Annotated in this window: 14 protein-coding genes; 12 read left to right on the top strand and 2 right to left on the bottom strand. The window is 44.8% G+C overall.

All coding sequences use genetic code 11. The annotated features are described in order from the left end of the window. Positions 1–136 precede the first annotated feature (136 nt). The gene (locus Q7V21_RS01395) at positions 137–2029 is read left to right on the top strand and encodes a SurA N-terminal domain-containing protein (protein ID WP_304915573.1); all 1893 of its coding nucleotides are present in this window, start codon (positions 137–139) and stop codon (positions 2027–2029) included. Positions 2030–2056: 27 nt separating this feature from the next. On the opposite strand, the gene Q7V21_RS01390 is transcribed toward Q7V21_RS01395, so the two are convergent. Continuing rightward, positions 2057–3274 carry a dicarboxylate/amino acid:cation symporter gene (locus Q7V21_RS01390; RefSeq protein ID WP_304915572.1) on the bottom strand — a complete coding sequence of 406 codons (1218 nt, stop codon included), beginning with the start codon at positions 3272–3274 and terminating at the stop codon, positions 2057–2059. Between the two features lie 85 nt (positions 3275–3359). Continuing rightward, positions 3360–4148, bottom strand: coding sequence for an enoyl-ACP reductase (locus Q7V21_RS01385; RefSeq protein WP_069295101.1), 789 nt, complete (start codon positions 4146–4148; stop codon positions 3360–3362). A gap of 120 nt (positions 4149–4268) precedes the next feature. Between Q7V21_RS01385 and Q7V21_RS01380 the strand changes: the two genes are divergently transcribed. The 11 genes from Q7V21_RS01380 to trpA all read left to right on the top strand — a co-directional run bounded on the left by Q7V21_RS01380 (position 4269) and on the right by trpA (position 17538). Continuing rightward, entirely contained in the window at positions 4269–6425 is a 2157-nt protein-coding gene (locus Q7V21_RS01380; RefSeq protein WP_370654038.1) for an ABC transporter substrate-binding protein, read from the top strand. 88 nt (positions 6426–6513) lie between these two features. Continuing rightward, positions 6514–7287: a flagellar motor protein PomA gene (gene pomA / locus Q7V21_RS01375; RefSeq protein WP_304915570.1), complete on the top strand. Its 774-nt coding sequence runs from the start codon at positions 6514–6516 to the stop codon at positions 7285–7287. Positions 7288–7310: 23 nt separating this feature from the next. Then, the gene (locus tag Q7V21_RS01370) at positions 7311–8207 is read left to right on the top strand and encodes a flagellar motor protein MotB (RefSeq protein WP_304915569.1); all 897 of its coding nucleotides are present in this window, start codon (positions 7311–7313) and stop codon (positions 8205–8207) included. 203 nt (positions 8208–8410) lie between these two features. Next, positions 8411–9049 carry a 3-isopropylmalate dehydratase small subunit gene (leuD, locus tag Q7V21_RS01365; RefSeq protein WP_304915568.1) on the top strand — a complete coding sequence of 213 codons (639 nt, stop codon included), beginning with the start codon at positions 8411–8413 and terminating at the stop codon, positions 9047–9049. 28 nt (positions 9050–9077) lie between these two features. Beyond that, the gene (leuB, locus tag Q7V21_RS01360) at positions 9078–10148 is read left to right on the top strand and encodes a 3-isopropylmalate dehydrogenase (RefSeq protein WP_304915567.1); all 1071 of its coding nucleotides are present in this window, start codon (positions 9078–9080) and stop codon (positions 10146–10148) included. A 20-nt stretch (positions 10149–10168) separates the two neighbouring features. Then, positions 10169–11191 (top strand): aspartate-semialdehyde dehydrogenase, encoded by a 1023-nt coding sequence (locus tag Q7V21_RS01355; protein WP_304915566.1) that lies wholly within the window; start codon positions 10169–10171, stop codon positions 11189–11191. 33 nt (positions 11192–11224) lie between these two features. Then, the gene (locus Q7V21_RS01350; protein WP_304915565.1) at positions 11225–14044 is read left to right on the top strand and encodes a FimV/HubP family polar landmark protein; all 2820 of its coding nucleotides are present in this window, start codon (positions 11225–11227) and stop codon (positions 14042–14044) included. An 11-nt stretch (positions 14045–14055) separates the two neighbouring features. Beyond that, complete coding sequence (gene truA / locus Q7V21_RS01345) at positions 14056–14835, top strand: tRNA pseudouridine(38-40) synthase TruA (RefSeq protein ID WP_304915564.1); 780 nt, start codon at positions 14056–14058, stop codon at positions 14833–14835. 37 nt (positions 14836–14872) lie between these two features. Next, on the top strand, positions 14873–15487 hold the full coding sequence (locus Q7V21_RS01340; protein ID WP_304915563.1) for a phosphoribosylanthranilate isomerase: 615 nt from the start codon (positions 14873–14875) through the stop codon (positions 15485–15487). Beyond that, positions 15480–16700: a tryptophan synthase subunit beta gene (gene trpB, locus Q7V21_RS01335; RefSeq protein ID WP_304915562.1), complete on the top strand. Its 1221-nt coding sequence runs from the start codon at positions 15480–15482 to the stop codon at positions 16698–16700. Before Q7V21_RS01340 ends, trpB begins: the two co-directional genes overlap by 8 nt. Positions 16701–16710: 10 nt before the next feature. After that, on the top strand, positions 16711–17538 hold the full coding sequence (trpA, locus tag Q7V21_RS01330; protein ID WP_304915561.1) for a tryptophan synthase subunit alpha: 828 nt from the start codon (positions 16711–16713) through the stop codon (positions 17536–17538). The last annotated feature ends 16 nt before the right edge of the window (positions 17539–17554 follow it).

Raw genomic sequence — 17554 nt, 5'->3', positions numbered from 1 at the left:
TTAGAATGCTGGCCTGTCACGCCGGAGGTCGCGGGTTCGAGTCCCGTCCGCTCCGCCATTACAAAAGAAGGGCGCATTCTATGCGCCTTTTTTTTTGCTTAAATTAACCCACATTTCGTAAAGAAGGTTCACTGCTATGTTGCATTTCATACGTGATCGCGCCCAAGGTTGGATTGCTTGGTTTATTGTTGGCTTAATCAGTATTCCATTTGCCCTTTGGGGGGTGAACTCTTACGTTACCGGTCCCAGCGATACTGTAGTAGCGAAAGTAAATGGTGATGAGATCACCCGCTCTGAATTATTACAAGCGGTGCAACGTTATCGCGAACAAATGCGACAAATGATGGGAGAAGAATTTAACCCTGAAATGTTTGATAACGCTGAAATACGCTATGCCGTTATTGATGATCTTATCGAACAACGTTTGATTCGTTCGGCAACAGATAAATTAGGCCAACGCATCAGTGATCGTCAGATTGCTCAATTTATTCAACAAACTCCTGCTTTCCAGCGCGATGGTCGATTTGATAGTGAACAGTACCAAATGGTATTGGCACGTGCTGGATTTACGCCTGCATACTATGAAGCAACGCTGCGTAATGACCTGTTAGGACAACAACTTGTCCAGAATGTTGAAGGTAGTACGATTGTTTCTCAGGTTGAGGTTGAAAGACTGCTGAAGTTGGAAAATCAACAGCGGGAAATCGCTTACGGTGTAGTCAAACTTGAAGATTTCCTCGAACAAACGGAAGTTGAAGAAAGTGATGTGCGTGATTTCTACAATGCCAATCAATCAAGCTATACCACTCCAGAACAAGTCTCGCTTGATTACCTTGAATTATCATTAGAAACCATTTCATCGCAGATTGAAGCAAGCGATGAGCAGCTACAACAGTATTTTATCGATAATAAAGTACAGTTTGTTGGACCAGAACTGCGTACTGCAAGCCATATTTTAATTAATGATAATGATGAAGCAGAACAAATCCTGGCTGAAATACAAACCAAGCTCGATGAAGGTGAAAGCTTTGCCGAATTAGCCAAAACCTATTCTATTGATGTTGGTTCAGCTGCTTCAGGCGGTGATTTAGGACCAATACAACGTGATGTGATGGAGCCCACTTTTGAAGCGGCAGTTTTTGCTTTGGAAAATGTTGGTGATATCTCTGAGCCGGTTAAAACCGAGTTTGGTTATCACATCATCCAATTAACGGATATTGATCAATCCAGCAATGTTGAATTTGCAGGTGTAAGAGACGAAGTCGCTTTACAGTATCGTCGCCAACAAGCCGAACGTCAGTTCTATGATAAAGCAGAAGAGTTAGCTAATCTCACCTATGAAAATCCGGAAACACTGGATGTTGCGGCTGAAACCCTGACTTTAGAGATCAAAACGTCTGGTGCCTTTACACGCAGTGGTGGTAGTGGGATCGCAGAGAACAATGCAGTGGTGCAAGCGGCGTTTTCAGATGATGTGCTCAACCAGGATCTGAACAGCCAGGTTATCGAATTGTCTGATACACGACTTGTCGTGGTGCGTAAAAACAGTCATATCGCTGCAACCTTGTTGCCGTTTGATTCAGTTGCTCCGGCTATTTCTGAACAGATCCGCTATCAACGTGCCAGTGATTTAGCTTTCATACAAGGCGAATCAAGATTACAGGAATTGAAAGCGGGTAAACCTGGTGAAGAGGTGTTTCCGGAAGCGTGGCAAGCTGCTGCATTTTACGGACGTGATAGCCAGCAAATAAGTGCCCAAATTTTGAATCAGGCTTTCACGTTACCGAATACCGGTTCAACACAATATGCAGGTTTTACCGCTGACAATGGAAACTATGTAGTGGTCGCTGTCAGTGATGTTAAACAAGGGGATACGGAGAACATTGAGCCAGAAGTACGCGATGGTTTAGTGTCAAACTTGAACCGCCTCAATGGTAGAGCTGAAATGGCTGCATTCATCAATACACTTCGTAGTGAAGCGAAAATAACTATTTATGAATCTCGCGTCACTTCCAGTGAAGATCAATAATATTGATTAAAAGAAATAAAAAGGCGCTTAAAGCGCCTTTTTTATGACTAATGTATCGATTACCTTTGCACCGACACTATCACCCCAGATGTTGACAACAGTGCGGAAGCGATCCAGGAACCAGTCAACCGCTAATAGAAGTGCTATACCCTCCAGCGGTAAGCCTACAGCACTTAGTACAATCACCATCGTGACCAAGCCTGCTTCAGGTATGCCGGCGGCGCCGATTGCGGCAAGCGTTGCTGTGATGAACACGATGACCTGCTGAGTCATCGTCAGATCAATACCATAAGCCTGAGCAATAAATAACACAGCAGCTGCCTCATAGAGTGCGGTGCCATCCATATTGACCGTGCTGCCCAACGGTAAGACAAACTTTATAGCCTTATCACTGACTTTATTTTCGCGAGCATTCTCCATTGTTAACGGCAGGGTGGCAGTAGAGCTTGCAGTGCCAAATCCGGTAAACAAGGCTCGACTCATACCCAGCAAATAGCTAAAACCTTTACCGGCGATAAGTTGAAGTAGCAAGAATAGAAAACAAAAATGAATAAACAAGCCAGTCAATACGGTGACGACATGCCAGCCTACTGCCTGGATTTCTTTGAAAAGTTCTTCACCACCACCCGCAAGACCGATGCGCGCAGCAATCAACGCAAAAATACCGATGGGAGCGAAATACATGATCCATATCACCAATTTCATCATGGCTTCATTTATGCCATCAAAAACCGCAAATACCGGTTTAGATCGGTCGCCAATGGTGGTTAGTGCCATTGCAAACAAGATGGCAAAAACAATGATCGGTAATAACTGCATTTCGGTTGCTGAGGCAAATAGATTGGGTGAAATCAGTGACATGAAAATATCTGCTATGCCGGTTCCCTGTTTTTCAAGAATGCGCTCTGGAACCGTTGCATTGCCAAGCTCTATCCCGGCACCAGGTTGAATAATATTGACTACTACCAAGCCGATAAAGACGGCAACCGCTGTTGTAAGACCATAATAGAGAATGGTGGAGCCACCTAAACGACCCAGTTTTCGGATATCTCCAAGTGCACCAATGCCGCTGATAACCGAGGCTACAATAAGCGGAATAATGATCATTTTCAAAGCGTTAAGGAATAAATCCCCCATCCAGCCGATTTGCAGTGACAACTCACCAAAAAACCAGCCAAATAAAACACCACTAATGGCACTCAAGATGATTAATACTAATAAAATGACGGCATGTGAGTGAGGCATGGGCAGTCCTTAATTTTTACAATGGCTAAAACAAAAACAGGGCTTGAAGCCCTGTTTTATATAACTGAATGAACATCGGTTTAACTTACTTATCGCCAATACCTACTATATTGTAACCACCATCGACATAAGTAATTTCACCGGTCACACCAGATGCCAGATCAGAGCATAAAAATGCGGCCACATTACCGACTTCTTCAATTGTGACATTACGACGTAATGGTGAGTTACGTTCGCCATAAGCTAACATTTTGCCAAAATCACCAATACCGGCGGCGGCAAGTGTTTTGATTGGGCCTGCTGAAACCGCATTAACACGAATACCATCTGGCCCTAAAGAGTAAGCCATATAACGAACAGTCGCTTCCAAAGCCGCTTTGGCCACACCCATCACATTGTAGTTATCAATAGCACGTTCGGCGCCAAGGTAGCTTAGTGTTAATAATGAACCATTACGTCCGGCCATCATTTCTTTGCCTGCTTTTGCTAATGCAGCGAAGCTATAGGCACTGATATCGTGTGCTGCGGCAAAACCCTCACGAGTTACACTGTCAACAAAGCTGCCCTGTAACTGTTCTCTGGGGGCAAATGCTACTGAATGGATGATACTGTCCAAACCATCCCACTGTTTGGCGAGATCGTCGAAAACAGCAGTAATTTGTTCATCGCTGCTGACATCGCATGGAAAAATCAGTGCGGGATTGGAGCCACATTCTTCAGCGATTTTTTCAACGCGTGATTTGAGTTTGTCATTTTGGTAGGTAAAAGCCAGTTCCGCGCCTTCACGAGCCATCGCATGCGCAATACCGGCAGCGATAGAACGTGAGCTGGCCACGCCAACAATCAATACCCGTTTACCTTGTAGAAAACCCATGAAGTACTCCAGAAATTTTAAAACCGATAAACTTACCTGATTTTGACTGGTACGGGAAGAGGCGAGCTGCCTGCATTACCGATATACTCATTATTTGATTGGCTTCGACTTTGGATGGTTATGACCCGATTTCGTGTTTTATTACAGATCCTGCTATCTGCCTTACTGGCAGGATGTGACCTGTCGGCTCTTAACTCTCCATACCCCGCTGCTGAGAGTGAGAAATCAGTAAGTTACAGCTCTTTTATGTTACGTCCCAAGCATTTGGACCCTGCTCGATCCTACGCGGCTAATGAAAGTCTGATTACCGCACAGATTTACGAGCCGCCATTTCAATACCATTACCTTAAAAGACCATACACGCTAGAGCCGTTAACCGCCGCAAATATGCCAGAAGTCGAGCTACTGGATAAAAATGGCGAGCTGCTAACATCATCACAACAAACAGCAGACAATATTGCTTTTTCACGCTATACCATCAGCATCCGGCCGGGAATTGCCTATCAGCCGCATCCTGCTTTTGTTCGGGATAAGACGGGCCAGTTTCTGTATCACGATATAGACGCTCAATCATCGCGCAATATAAAAACGATTATGGATTTTCTCCGCCAAGCAACCCGGGAATTAAAAGCAGCGGATTATGTGTATCAGATTAAGCGTTTGGCACATCCTGAAGTGCATTCACCGATCTTGGGCTTAATGAGTGAGCATATTGTCGGCTTAGGTGATTTTGCTGCCACGCTGGGCAAGATGCGTCAGCAAAATGAACCAATTGATCTACGGGAATTGCAGATAAGCGGGGTTCAGGTAGTTGACGATTATCGCTATCAAATTACCGTTTATGGGCAGTATCCACAGTTAAAATATTGGCTGGCCATGCCTTTTTTTGCTCCTGTTCCATGGGAAGCAGATGTCTTTTATCAGCAAGCAGCACTCATAGATAAAAATATCACTCTGGATTGGTATCCGGTTGGGACCGGGGCTTATCAAATGATTGAGAACGATCCCAATCGACGTATGGTGATGGTGAGGAATCCAAATTATCACGGCGAAACCTATCCAACAGAGGGTAATCCCGGAGATGCAGCAGCGGGTTTATTGGATGATGCCGGTGTGCCAATGCCGTTTATCGATAAGATTATTTATACCCTTGAAAAAGAAAGTACCTCGTATTGGGGGAAATTTATTCAGGGATATTACGATGTCAGCGGTTTGACATCCGACAGCTTTGATCAGGCTATTCAGGTATCTTCGGGTGGTTCGTTTGGACTCAGTGAAGATATGATGAAAAAAGGCATCGATCTTCAATCCGCAGTTGGAACGACGACGCACTACATAGGATTCAACATGTTGGATTCTATTGTTGGAGGCAACGAAGAAAAGGCGCGTAAATTACGTCAGGCAATAGCCATTGCAATTGATCAAGAAGAATTTGTCTCGATTTTTTTTAACGGCCGCGGTATCCCTGCACAAGGGCCAATACCGCCAGGAATATTTGGTTATCGGGAAGGCAGGGCAGGGCTGGATCCTTACGTATATGAGTGGCGTGATGATGCGGTACGAACAAAACCCATCGAGTATGCGAGAAACTTATTGACAGAAGCGGGCTACCCAAAAGGGCGTGATGCTGAAACAGGTCAGCCTTTGGTTCTGTATTTTGATGTGGCCGCTGTTGGTCCCGATGCCAAGGCCCAGTTGGACTGGATGCGCAAGCAATTTCAAAAACTCAATATCCAGCTGGTTATTCGTTCAACTGATTACAATCGTTTTCAGGACAAAATGCGGCGCGGCCAAACCCAGATCTTCAGGATTGGTTGGAGTGCTGATTACCCTGACCCGGAAAATTTTCTGTTTTTACTGTATGGACCGAACGCTAAAGCTATTCATAATGGTGAAAATAATGCGAATTATCAGAATCCTGAGTTTGACAGATTATTTGAACAAATGCGGGTTATGCCGGATGGTGAGGAACGCCAGAAAATTATTGATGAAATGGTTGAGATTGTAAGGCATGATTCCCCTTGGGTGTGGGGGTTTCATCCCAAACAGTTAACCTTATTTCATGCATGGAATAAAAATATCAAGCCTAATTTGATGGCAAACAATACATTAAAGTATCACCGTATTGATCCGCTATTACGAGACCAGTTAAGAGCAAAGTGGAACCAGCCAACCCTCTGGCCATTTGCTTTGTTGTTATTCTTGATTGTTCTGGCACTGTTGCCAGCAGTCATCATTTACCGGCGGAAAAAATACCAACAGGCTGTGAATACTTGATACTGTTGATTTTGGAAAGCATCCGGTACAATTAAACGCAAAAAATGTCCTATGACTTCAGGCAAGACTTAATCAGGGAGAAAAGCACGTGGATTTGGCTACTTTACTGGGTTTTTTAATTGCCTGGAGTCTTATTATCGCCACTATCGCACTGGGTGCAGCGGCGAGTACATTTATCAATACCCCATCATTTATGATCGTTGTCGGCGGAACCTTTGCGGTTGTAATGATGCGTTTCACGCTGAAACAGTTTATTGGTTCAATGAAAACGGCCACTAAAGCCTTTCTCCATAAATCTGAAGATCCCACGGAAATTATCACCAGTGTTGTGCAATTAGCCAGTATTGCCCGCAAAGAAGGTTTACTGGCTCTGGAAAGACAAGAAGTGAAAAACCCAGCACTGGCCTTAGGTATCCGTATGCTGGTTGATGGGCATGAACCAGCAGTGGTCAGAAAAGCGCTGAATACCGAAATGAATGAAACGGTTAATCGCCACAGCATTGGACAACAGATTTTTCAGCAAATCGGTGATGCCGCACCGGCGATGGGCATGATAGGGACGTTAGTAGGTTTGGTGCAGATGCTGTCGAATATGTCTGATCCGAAATCAATTGGACCAGCAATGGCGATAGCGTTATTGACTACATTATACGGTGCAATGATAGCCAATATGTTTGCTTTACCGGTAGCCGATAAACTGGCTCTTCGCAGTAATGAAGAGTTGATGAACAAAAGTATTATCATCGAGAGTGTGATGGGAATTCAGGAAGGGCAAAACCCGAAAGTATTGGAAGAGTTGTTGAAAAATTATCTTCCGGCTTCCAAGCGGGATGCCGAAGCTCCGGCTCCAGCCGAAGCTTGATCTGCTGAAGACGGCAGAACCTTATGAGTGATACCGAAACGCAGAGTTTCAAAAAGCAACAAAAGAAAGGATTGCCCGCCTATATGGCGACATTTGCCGATTTAATGTCGCTGCTGATGTGTTTCTTCGTGTTATTGCTGTCTTTTGCCGAGATCGATGCCATCAAATATAAAATGGTGGTGTTGTCTCTGGAGAAAGCTTTTGGTGTACAACGCGAGGTTATCGATGAAGCGATCCCCAAGGGCACCAGTATTATCGCGCAGGAATTCAGCCCAGGTGAACCCAAACCCACACCCTTGAATATTGTCCGCCAGGAAACCACTGACGATACCCGCGATGTGTTGAAAATTACGATGGATGCTGAAGCGGTCGCAGAAGCCCAGGCCAAGCAGGTTGCAGAAGAAGTAGAAGAATTCAAACAAGCTCTGGAGTCGGAAATAGAAAGGGGCTTGATAGTTGTCGAAAATCAGCTCAACCGCATTGTTATTCGAATTCGTGAACGCGGTTCTTTTCCTTCAGGTGATGCCACCTTGAATCAGGACTTTATTCCGATCCTGAAAAAAATCAACGAAGTATTAACCCAGACAGATGGTTTAATTGCCGTGGCCGGCCATACCGATAATATTCCAATCAGCACTGCCCGATATCGCTCTAATTGGGAGTTATCAACCTCAAGAGCCACTTCAGTAGTCCATGAATTGCTGAATTACAATACGATCCCTCCCGAGCGATTTGTACTCGAAGGTTATGCTGATACCAAACCTTTAGCCCCGAATGATTCCGCTGCAAATCGGGCCACTAATCGCCGGGTTGAAATTGTTGTATTAAAAGGTTCAATAGATCCAGACTTTACGAAATCTATTGATGAGTTAATTCAACAACATGATGCGATTGAAAGTGAAATTCAACAAGTCCGTTAACCCCCACTAAATTGATAGCAACGAAATATACCACTGCAAACAATGGTATTATTTGCAGGTTTTTGATATCGCTCATTTGCGTGCAATATCATCATGAAAAAAGAATTACAGCAGGTTAAAAACGTTTTAACTGGAAATGACGCCTAAAACAACATAACGAGTCATTAGATAAAACCCTGCGACAAGCAAAATAAGAGGTGAACATGCAAAAAATCTCCGTCGAAACCGGAATAGTGATACCAATGGATCGGCCTAATGTCGACACGGACGCCATCATTCCAAAACAGTTTTTGAAATCGATTAAACGTAGTGGCTTTGGTCCGAATCTGTTTGATGAATGGCGTTATCTTGACCATGGTGAACCGGGACAGGATTGCAGTAATCGTCCGTTGAATCCTGATTTTGAACTTAACCAGCCGCGCTACCAGGGTGGCACTATTCTGCTGGCACGGGAAAACTTCGGTTGTGGTTCGAGTCGTGAACATGCTGTTTGGGCATTGGAAGACTTTGGTATACGGGTGATTATTGCGCCAAGTTTTGCTGATATCTTTTTTAGCAACAGCAGTAAAAATGGCATTCTCACTATCAAGCTTGATGAAAAACAGATTGATACATTATTTGAGCAAGTCGAGGCCACTCCAGGGTATCAGCTGACCGTTGATTTACCGGAGCAAACTATTCTGTTACCGAATGGCGAAAAATTCCCTTTTGAAATTGATAGCTTCAAAAAACATTGTTTGCTTGAAGGACTGGACGATATCGGCCTCACCCTGCAACACACTGATGATATTAAAGCTTACGAGGCCCGTCGTCGCGAACAAGCGCCGTGGCTGTTTTCCTAATTTTAATTATTTATAAGTAATAACATTCATGACAAAGAAAATTGCAGTATTAGCCGGCGATGGAATCGGCCCGGAAATTGTTGCCGAAGCCGTTAAAGTTTTAAATGCTTTTAAACAAGATGGTTTGGACATTGAATTGGAATACGGTTTGATTGGCGGTGCCGCCTATGACGAAACCGGTAGTCCACTTCCTGATGAAACCTTGCAGATGGCTAAACAGGCCGATGCTATTTTATTAGGCGCTGTTGGCGGCTATAAATGGGAATCATTGGACATCAGTGTGCGTCCGGAAAAAGGTTTATTGGGTATTCGCTCACAATTAAACCTTTTTGCTAATTTACGTCCGGCCTTGTTGTATCCACAATTGGCTGATGCGTCGACGTTAAAGCCAGAAGTGGTTGCTGGTCTGGATTTAATGATCGTACGTGAGTTAACCGGTGGTATTTATTTTGGTCAACCAAGAGGTATTCGTGTCTTGGAAAATGGCGAAAAAGAGGGTTACAACACCTTGGTCTATCGTGAGAGTGAAATCAACCGTATCGGTCGCGTGGCATTTGATATTGCTCGTAAGCGCCAAAGCAGAGTTTGCTCTGTTGACAAAGCCAATGTATTGGAATGTACGGAATTATGGCGTGAAACCATGACCACATTGTCTAAAGACTATGCAGATGTCGAGTTAAGTCATATGTATGTCGATAATGCGGCGATGCAGTTGGTTCGGGCACCGAAACAGTTTGACGTGATGGTGACCACCAATATGTTCGGCGATATTCTGTCGGATTGTGCGTCGATGCTGACTGGCTCAATTGGTATGTTGCCATCTGCATCACTGGATGAAAATGGTAAAGGCATGTACGAACCCATTCATGGATCTGCACCGGATATTGCAGGCCAAAATATTGCTAATCCGCTGGCAACCATTCTGTCAGCTGCTATGATGTTACGTTACACGCTTGACCAGCCGGCTTTTGCCGATCGCATTGAAAATGCCGTGAGCAAAGTTTTGGATCAAGGTTTGAGAACAGCAGATATTTTCTCCGCGGGCATGACTCGCGTCAGTACTTCTGAAATGGGCGATGCCGTTGTGGCAGCGCTGTAACAAAAGAATTTAGGTGAATTGTGACTAAACAAATTGATATTGCTGTTGTAGGTGCGACTGGTGCGGTGGGTGAAGCCATGCTGGATATTCTGCATCAACGTAAATTTCCTGTCGGTAAAGTCTATGCGTTAGCCAGCGAGCGTTCGGCAGGTTCAACTGTGCAATTTGGTAACAAGTCATTAATGGTTGAAGACTTGGCAAAATTTGATTTTTCCAAAGTTCAAATCGGTTTATTTTCACCGGGTGCCAGTGTTTCTGAAATTTATGCACCAATAGCCGCTGCTGCCGGTTGTATCGTTATCGATAATACTTCCCAGTTCCGTTATGACGATGATGTGCCGTTAATTGTGCCTGAAGTGAATCCTGACGCGGTTGCAGGCTACAAACAGCGCGGCATTATAGCCAATCCAAATTGCTCAACCATTCAAATGTTAGTGGCGTTAAAACCGATTTACGATGCGGTTGGCATCAAACGCATTAATGTTTGTACTTACCAGGCCGTATCTGGCAGTGGCAAACCGGCAATGGATGAGCTTGCCAAACAAACTGCCGCTTTATTGAATGGTCGTCCGGCTGAACCTGAAGTTTATCCTAAGCAGATCGCTTTTAATGTGATTCCGCAAATCGATGTTTTCATGGAAAACGGTTACACCAAAGAAGAAATGAAAATGGTGTGGGAAACTAAGAAAATCATGGGTGACAACGATATTCAGGTTAATCCTACTGCAGTTCGGGTACCGGTGTTTTTTGGTCACTCAGAAGCCATTCATATCGAAACCCGTGACAAGATTACAGCTGAAAAAGCCAAGCAATTATTGTCAGCATTTGATGGCATTGTGGTCATTGATGAACGTGAAGATGGCGGTTATCCAACCGCAGTCACAGATGCATCTGGCCAGGATCCTGTATATGTAGGACGTATCCGTGAAGATATTTCGCATCCTAACGGCTTGAATTTGTGGGTGGTCGCAGACAATGTCCGTAAAGGGGCAGCACTTAACAGTGTGCAAATTGCTGAGCTTCTGGTAGATAAATACCTCTAGGCATAGCTGCTAATGTCAAGGAAGGGGAGTTAAATGAAACAGAAAACGTTGACCAGTTTGTCGGTAGCCACGGCACTTGGTTTATTAACTCCCCTGCCAAGTTATGCATTTGGACTTGGTCAGATAACCCTTCATTCAGCACTGAATGAACCGTTCAGAGCTGAAATTGCAGTAAATGCATTGAGAGATGACGAGCGCGGTAATCTTGAAGTCAGATTGGCTTCTACTCAGGATTTCGAACGAGCAGGACTGGATCGTAACTTCTTACTTACCCAACTTAAATTTGAGGTGGTTGAAGAGGCGAATTCCACCCGCATAATGGTGACTTCGGATGTGCCAATTAAAGAACCATTTCTGGGTTTTTTATTGGCAGCTACCACCGGGCAGGGTAAATTACTACGTGAATATACTGTTCTGCTGGATCCGCCCAAAGAGTTATATCGTGATCGGTTAAGCAGTGCTCCACAACGTGCGACAGCGACTCCACAAACACAACCTCCTGCAAGCAGTTCTCGTTCACAACCAACGACATGGTCTCCAAACCGTGATGTCAGCTCAGAGTACAAGGTTCAGTCACGCGAAACCCTCTGGAGTATCGCTGAGAGAACCCGACCCTCTGCAGATATTACGATGCAACAGATGATGATTGCCTTGCTGAATGCCAATCCAGGCGCATTCCAGCAGAATAACGTGAATAGTCTGTACGCAGGCAGTACGTTGAGAATTCCTGCAACAGATGAAATCACCCGTTTATCGGCCAGTGCTGCTAAAAATGCGGTTGATCAACAAAATGCAGCTTGGCGAAATCGTAATCGTTCACAGGCCACGGCCACTGCTCCAACAGCAGTAACACCGGTTCAATCAGCACCTGCAAATAACGTAGTACCAGCTGAAACTGACGCTGAATTGGCAAAAGCTGAAATTACTGATACCGAATTGTCCACTACGACTGAAGAACAAGTATCGGCTGATGAAACTGCGCGTTTAAAATTAATTGCTGCGACCGAAGACAGTTTGCTGGATGCTGATCCTGAGATTAATGGCGATCCCGATTTACAACGGATCAGTGAGCAACTAACCCTCGCGCAGGAGGCAATGGAAGCGCAATCTCAGGAAAATATCGATTTTAAAAATCGTATGGATGCGCTGGAACGTCAACTCGATACCATGCGTCGGCTGATTTCTCTTAAAGATGCGGATTTGGCCAGATTGCAAAGTCTGCTGGAACAAGATGAATCTCAAATGGATCTTGCTGCATTGGTCAGCGAGGCCAACGCCATTATTGATAGTGGTTCGACCAATGCTGATACAGATAATGCAGAGCTGTCAGATGCAAACCAATGGGAACCGGTCGCGCTTGATGATCAGGAGCTCTCAGCATCGATGGAGCAAAATAACGAACCAACGACTACTGATATTGAAACACCAGCTGCCGACAATGTTTTGGCACAAGTTGATCCGACTGCTAATGCAGAGGACGACGCTTTAGCAGCGTTAGATTCCGCATCGGCAGAAGTGGATGCGGCAATTGATGAAGCGGCACAAATGCTGGATCTGGAACAGCAGCAAATGGACTCATTATTTCATCGTGTTCAAGCCTTTGTGATGGCACATAAAGTGGAGTCACTATTGGCAATCTTGCTATTGCTACTCCTGGTCTGGATGGTCATTCGTCGCAGTCAACGTGAAGTTAACTGGGATGATGCAGTTAACAAAATAAATAAGAAAAAAACTGTTAAGACAGCACCAGAAATAGCCAGTGTGGCCACCGTCACGCCAGTTGTTAAAGAACCCGAAGATTCAGTCGAAATCAAAACCAAGTCAGTTGATGAGTTGGTTGAACAGGCGGACATGTTTGTTGGTTATGCCGATTATGTACAGGCAGGCAGCGCACTTCAACAAGCTTATCAGCAAGCGCCAGATGACAAGGATATCGCAGCAAAATTAATGTTTGTCTATTACAAACAACAGAAATCTGCTGATTTTATTGCATTACTGAACACTTCAGGAATCAATGAGAATGATCCGCAATGGTCAGAAATTAGAGTTTGGGGCAATCAGTTGCTACCACATAATCCGTTGTTTGCTGAAGCGGCAGAATCATCAGATCAAGCTGAAACAGTTGATGATTTTGCTGAGCAAGATGACGCCGAGTTCAGCATTGAAGAAGATTTTGCTGAAGAAGATGACATTGAAACTTCTGAGGTAGAGGAATCTGATCACATAGAGTTTAATCTGGATGATTACCAAGTTGATTCAACAAAATCATCTCAGGCAGACGAGGTCTATGAACGAGACGAAGAGGATTTGTTACCGTTTGATACCAGTTATTCGTCAGTAGAGCAAAAAGCAGAAACTGAACCGGAATCGGAACAATCGAATATCGAGACTTTTGCTGAAGACGATGATCTGAGAATCGATTTAACTCAGGATAATGTGTTGCAACCAGATTCATCGGCTCCGGAAGTACTGGATTTGAGTATTGATGAGTTAGATGATGAAGCAGATCTGCTTGCAGTAGAAGAAGCTGAAGAGACCTTGCCACTTGATTCTCTGGATTCGGACGAATTGGATTTATCGGCTTTTGAAACCGAAGATGAGTCACCAACAGAAACTGATGATGTTATCGAAGATTATCTGAATCTGGATGGCAGTATTGATGATGAAGAACTGGATTTTGATCTCAGTGATTTCGATTCAATTGATGAAGCTGAAACCAAACTGGAACTGGCTGCGGCCTATTCAGATATGGGTGATCCTGAAGGCGCCAGGGGTATTCTGGAAGAAGTGCTTGAACAGGGTACTGATGAACAGAAAAAACGAGCGCAAGAACTGCTCGACTCACTGCAATAACGAGTTTTTTTGTGAGGTTAGCACTTGGTGTCGAATATGACGGCAGTCGGTTTCATGGCTGGCAGTTTCAACCCGCACAACGCACTGTTCAAGGCGAATTGCAAAAAGCTGTATCGCTAATCGCCAATGCCGAAACCGAAGTATTTGCAGCAGGCCGCACCGATACCGGGGTACATGCTTTAAATCAGGTTGTGCATTTTGATACCAATGCTATTCGTGAGCCACGCAATTGGCTATTGGGGTTAAATTCAAATCTCCCGCATGATGTCAGCGTTAAATGGGTAAAACCAGTACCGGAAGATTTTAATGCCCGATTCAGTGCAATAAAACGTCGTTATCGCTATTTAATCCTCAATCGTGCAGGCCGTTCCAGTGTGCATCACCAACGAATGTGGTGGGTGTATAAACAGCTTGATGAACACAAAATGCAGCTGGCAGCCAATCAGTTACTTGGTCAACATGATTTCTCGGCTTTCAGAGCCCAGGAATGTCAGGCCAAAAGCCCGATAAAAACCTTGGATAAATTAATTGTCACTAGACGCGATGACTGCATTGCTGTTGATGTTGAAGCCAAATCTTTTTTACATCATATGGTGCGTAACTTACTCGGTGTTTTACTCCCGGTGGGTGAAGGCAAACGACCAGTTGAGTGGGCCGGTGAGGTTTTGCAAAGTCAGGATCGTAATATGGCGGGTGTCACTGCTCCGCCACAAGGCCTGTATCTGACCGATGTGATATATCCCGATGAATATTGCCTGCCGACAGTGTCAGGTTTCCCAGTGCTCTGGTAAAGTACTAGGCTGACTTTTACAAAGCTGACAACCCCATATGAGAACCCGCGTTAAAATATGTGGCATTACGCGTCGCCAAGATGCTGAATTTGCTGTAAAAAGCGGGGCGGATGCTATTGGTCTGGTGTTTTACGAACCGAGTCCACGTGCCGTAACAGCTGCTCAGGCGGCGTTAATTACAGCGCAATTACCGCCATTTATCGCTATTGTTGGTTTGTTTGTGAACGCTTCTGCTGAAATGGTACGTCAAACGCTTGAACAGGTTCCATTAAGTTTGTTGCAGTTTCATGGCGATGAAGCTGCCGAATTTTGTGAACAATTCAATATGCCGTATATCAAAGCGGTGCGAATGCAAACAGCGGCAGATTTAAAAAAAGCCGATATGCATTACACCAATGCATCGGCATTATTGTTAGATAGCTATCAACATGGTGTGCCGGGCGGAACCGGGCAGACATTTGACTGGTCAATGATTACTGCTATCAGTAAGCCCCTGATATTAGCCGGTGGTTTGACAACAGAAAATGTTGCAGCCGCGATTAAGCAGGTTTCGCCTTATGCAGTGGATGTGAGTGGCGGTGTAGAAGAGTCGAAAGGACTCAAAAGTAATAATAAAATAAGCGCATTCATGCGAGAGGTGGCAAATGCCTGATATACAGATTGATGATTACTTTAAAACTTACCCGGATGAGTCTGGTCATTTTGGCCCATATGGTGGACGTTTTGTAGGCGAAACCCTGATGGGCGCGATTTATGAGCTGGAAGAAGCTTATAAGCAGTACAAAAATGATCCACAGTTTCAAGCGGAGATGGATAAAGATCTGGCTGATTTTGTAGGTCGTCCTTCACCGATTTATCATGCCGAAAACTGGACAAAAAAACTGGGTGGCGCGCAGATCTATTTAAAACGTGAAGATCTCAATCACACTGGTGCGCACAAAGTAAACAACACTATTGGCCAGGCTCTTCTGGCAAAACGTATGGGTAAAACCCGTATTATTGCCGAAACCGGTGCTGGCCAGCATGGCGTTGCTACGGCAACCGTGGCGGCCAGACTGGGAATGGAATGCGTGGTGTATATGGGCGCAGAAGACGTTGCCCGCCAAGCCCAGAATGTTTATCGAATGAAACTGTTAGGTGCAGAAGTTGTGCCGGTTCAGTCCGGTTCCAAAACACTGAAAGATGCGTTAAATGAAGCCTTGCGTGATTGGGTAACCAATGTTGACGATACTTTCTACATTATCGGCACGGTCGCTGGCCCGCATCCGTACCCGGCAATGGTCCGTGACTTTCAATCGGTTATTGGCCGTGAAGCACGTCAACAAATGCTGAATACCACCGGAAAACTTCCAGATGCATTAGTCGCCTGTATTGGCGGTGGTTCCAATGCTATTGGTCTGTTTTATCCATTTATTGAAGATAAAGCAGTGAAGATGATCGGTGTTGAAGGTGCTGGTCATGGTTTGCAAAGTGGACAACATTCAGCACCATTATCAGCCGGTACGCCAGGCATTTTACATGGAAATCGAACTTATCTGATTCAGGATACGGCGGGTCAAATCACCGAAACCCATTCCATTTCAGCCGGTTTGGACTATCCCGGCGTAGGCCCGGAACATGCGTGGTTAAAAGATATTGGCAGAGCACAGTACGTTACCGTGACGGATACCGAAGCCTTAGAGGCTTTCCATGAGTTAACACGTACAGAAGGTATTATCCCGGCATTGGAAACCAGTCATGCTTTGGCGTATGTATCTAAATTAGCACCAACCATGTCGTCAGATCAAAGTATCCTTATAAATGTTTCAGGGCGGGGTGATAAAGACATGCACACGGTTGCGGCCATGGCTGGTCTGAATTTCTGAGGAATACAAAATGAGTCGTATAAGTGAATGTTTTAAAAATCTTCAGGCAGACGGGCAAACTGCACTTATTCCATACGTAACGGCAGGTGATCCTGAACCCTGGGTTACCGTACCGTTAATGCATGCGTTAGTTGAAGCCGGCGCCGATATTATCGAATTGGGCGTACCGTTTTCGGATCCGATGTCTGATGGTCCAGTTATTCAAAAAGCCTGTGAAAGAGCGTTAAAAAATGATGTCACGCTGAATTCTATCCTCGATATGGTTAAGCAATTCAGAGATAAAAATACCCATACCCCAATAGTTTTAATGGGATACGCCAATCCTTTGGAAGCAATGGGCTATCAAAAATTTGCTGAAAAAGCCCAGGCTGCTGGTGTAGATGGTGTGTTAACTGTGGATATGCCGCCAGAAGAATCTGGTGAGTTTAAACAGTTAATGGATAGCCACGATATCGATACCATTTTCTTGGTTGCTCCGACAACTTCTGCCGAACGCATGAAGAAGATCGCTGAATATGCCAAAGGGTTTATTTATTACGTTTCTATCAAAGGTGTGACTGGTGCCGCAGCGTTGGAAATCAATGAAGTAACTGCGAAGCTGGAAGAGATCCGACGCTATACATCTTTACCGGTTGGTGTAGGTTTCGGTATCAGAGATGGTCGTTCTGCTGCTGCTGTAGCACAAGTTGCTGATGCTGTTGTGGTGGGTAGTACCTTGGTGCGTTGCATTGAAGAACATGCCAACCGTCCACAAGAATTACCTGCCGCGGTGGCAAGTTTGTTAGCTGAAATGCGTCATGCAATTAATGCGCGTGATTTAGCCAGCGTCTCGGCTTAACAAAGAGATAAGGTGA

It is taken from the genome of Methylophaga sp. (genome assembly GCF_030651745.1).
Note: the sequence above shows the minus strand (reverse complement) of the source record. Positions and strands in the feature narration are given on the sequence as shown.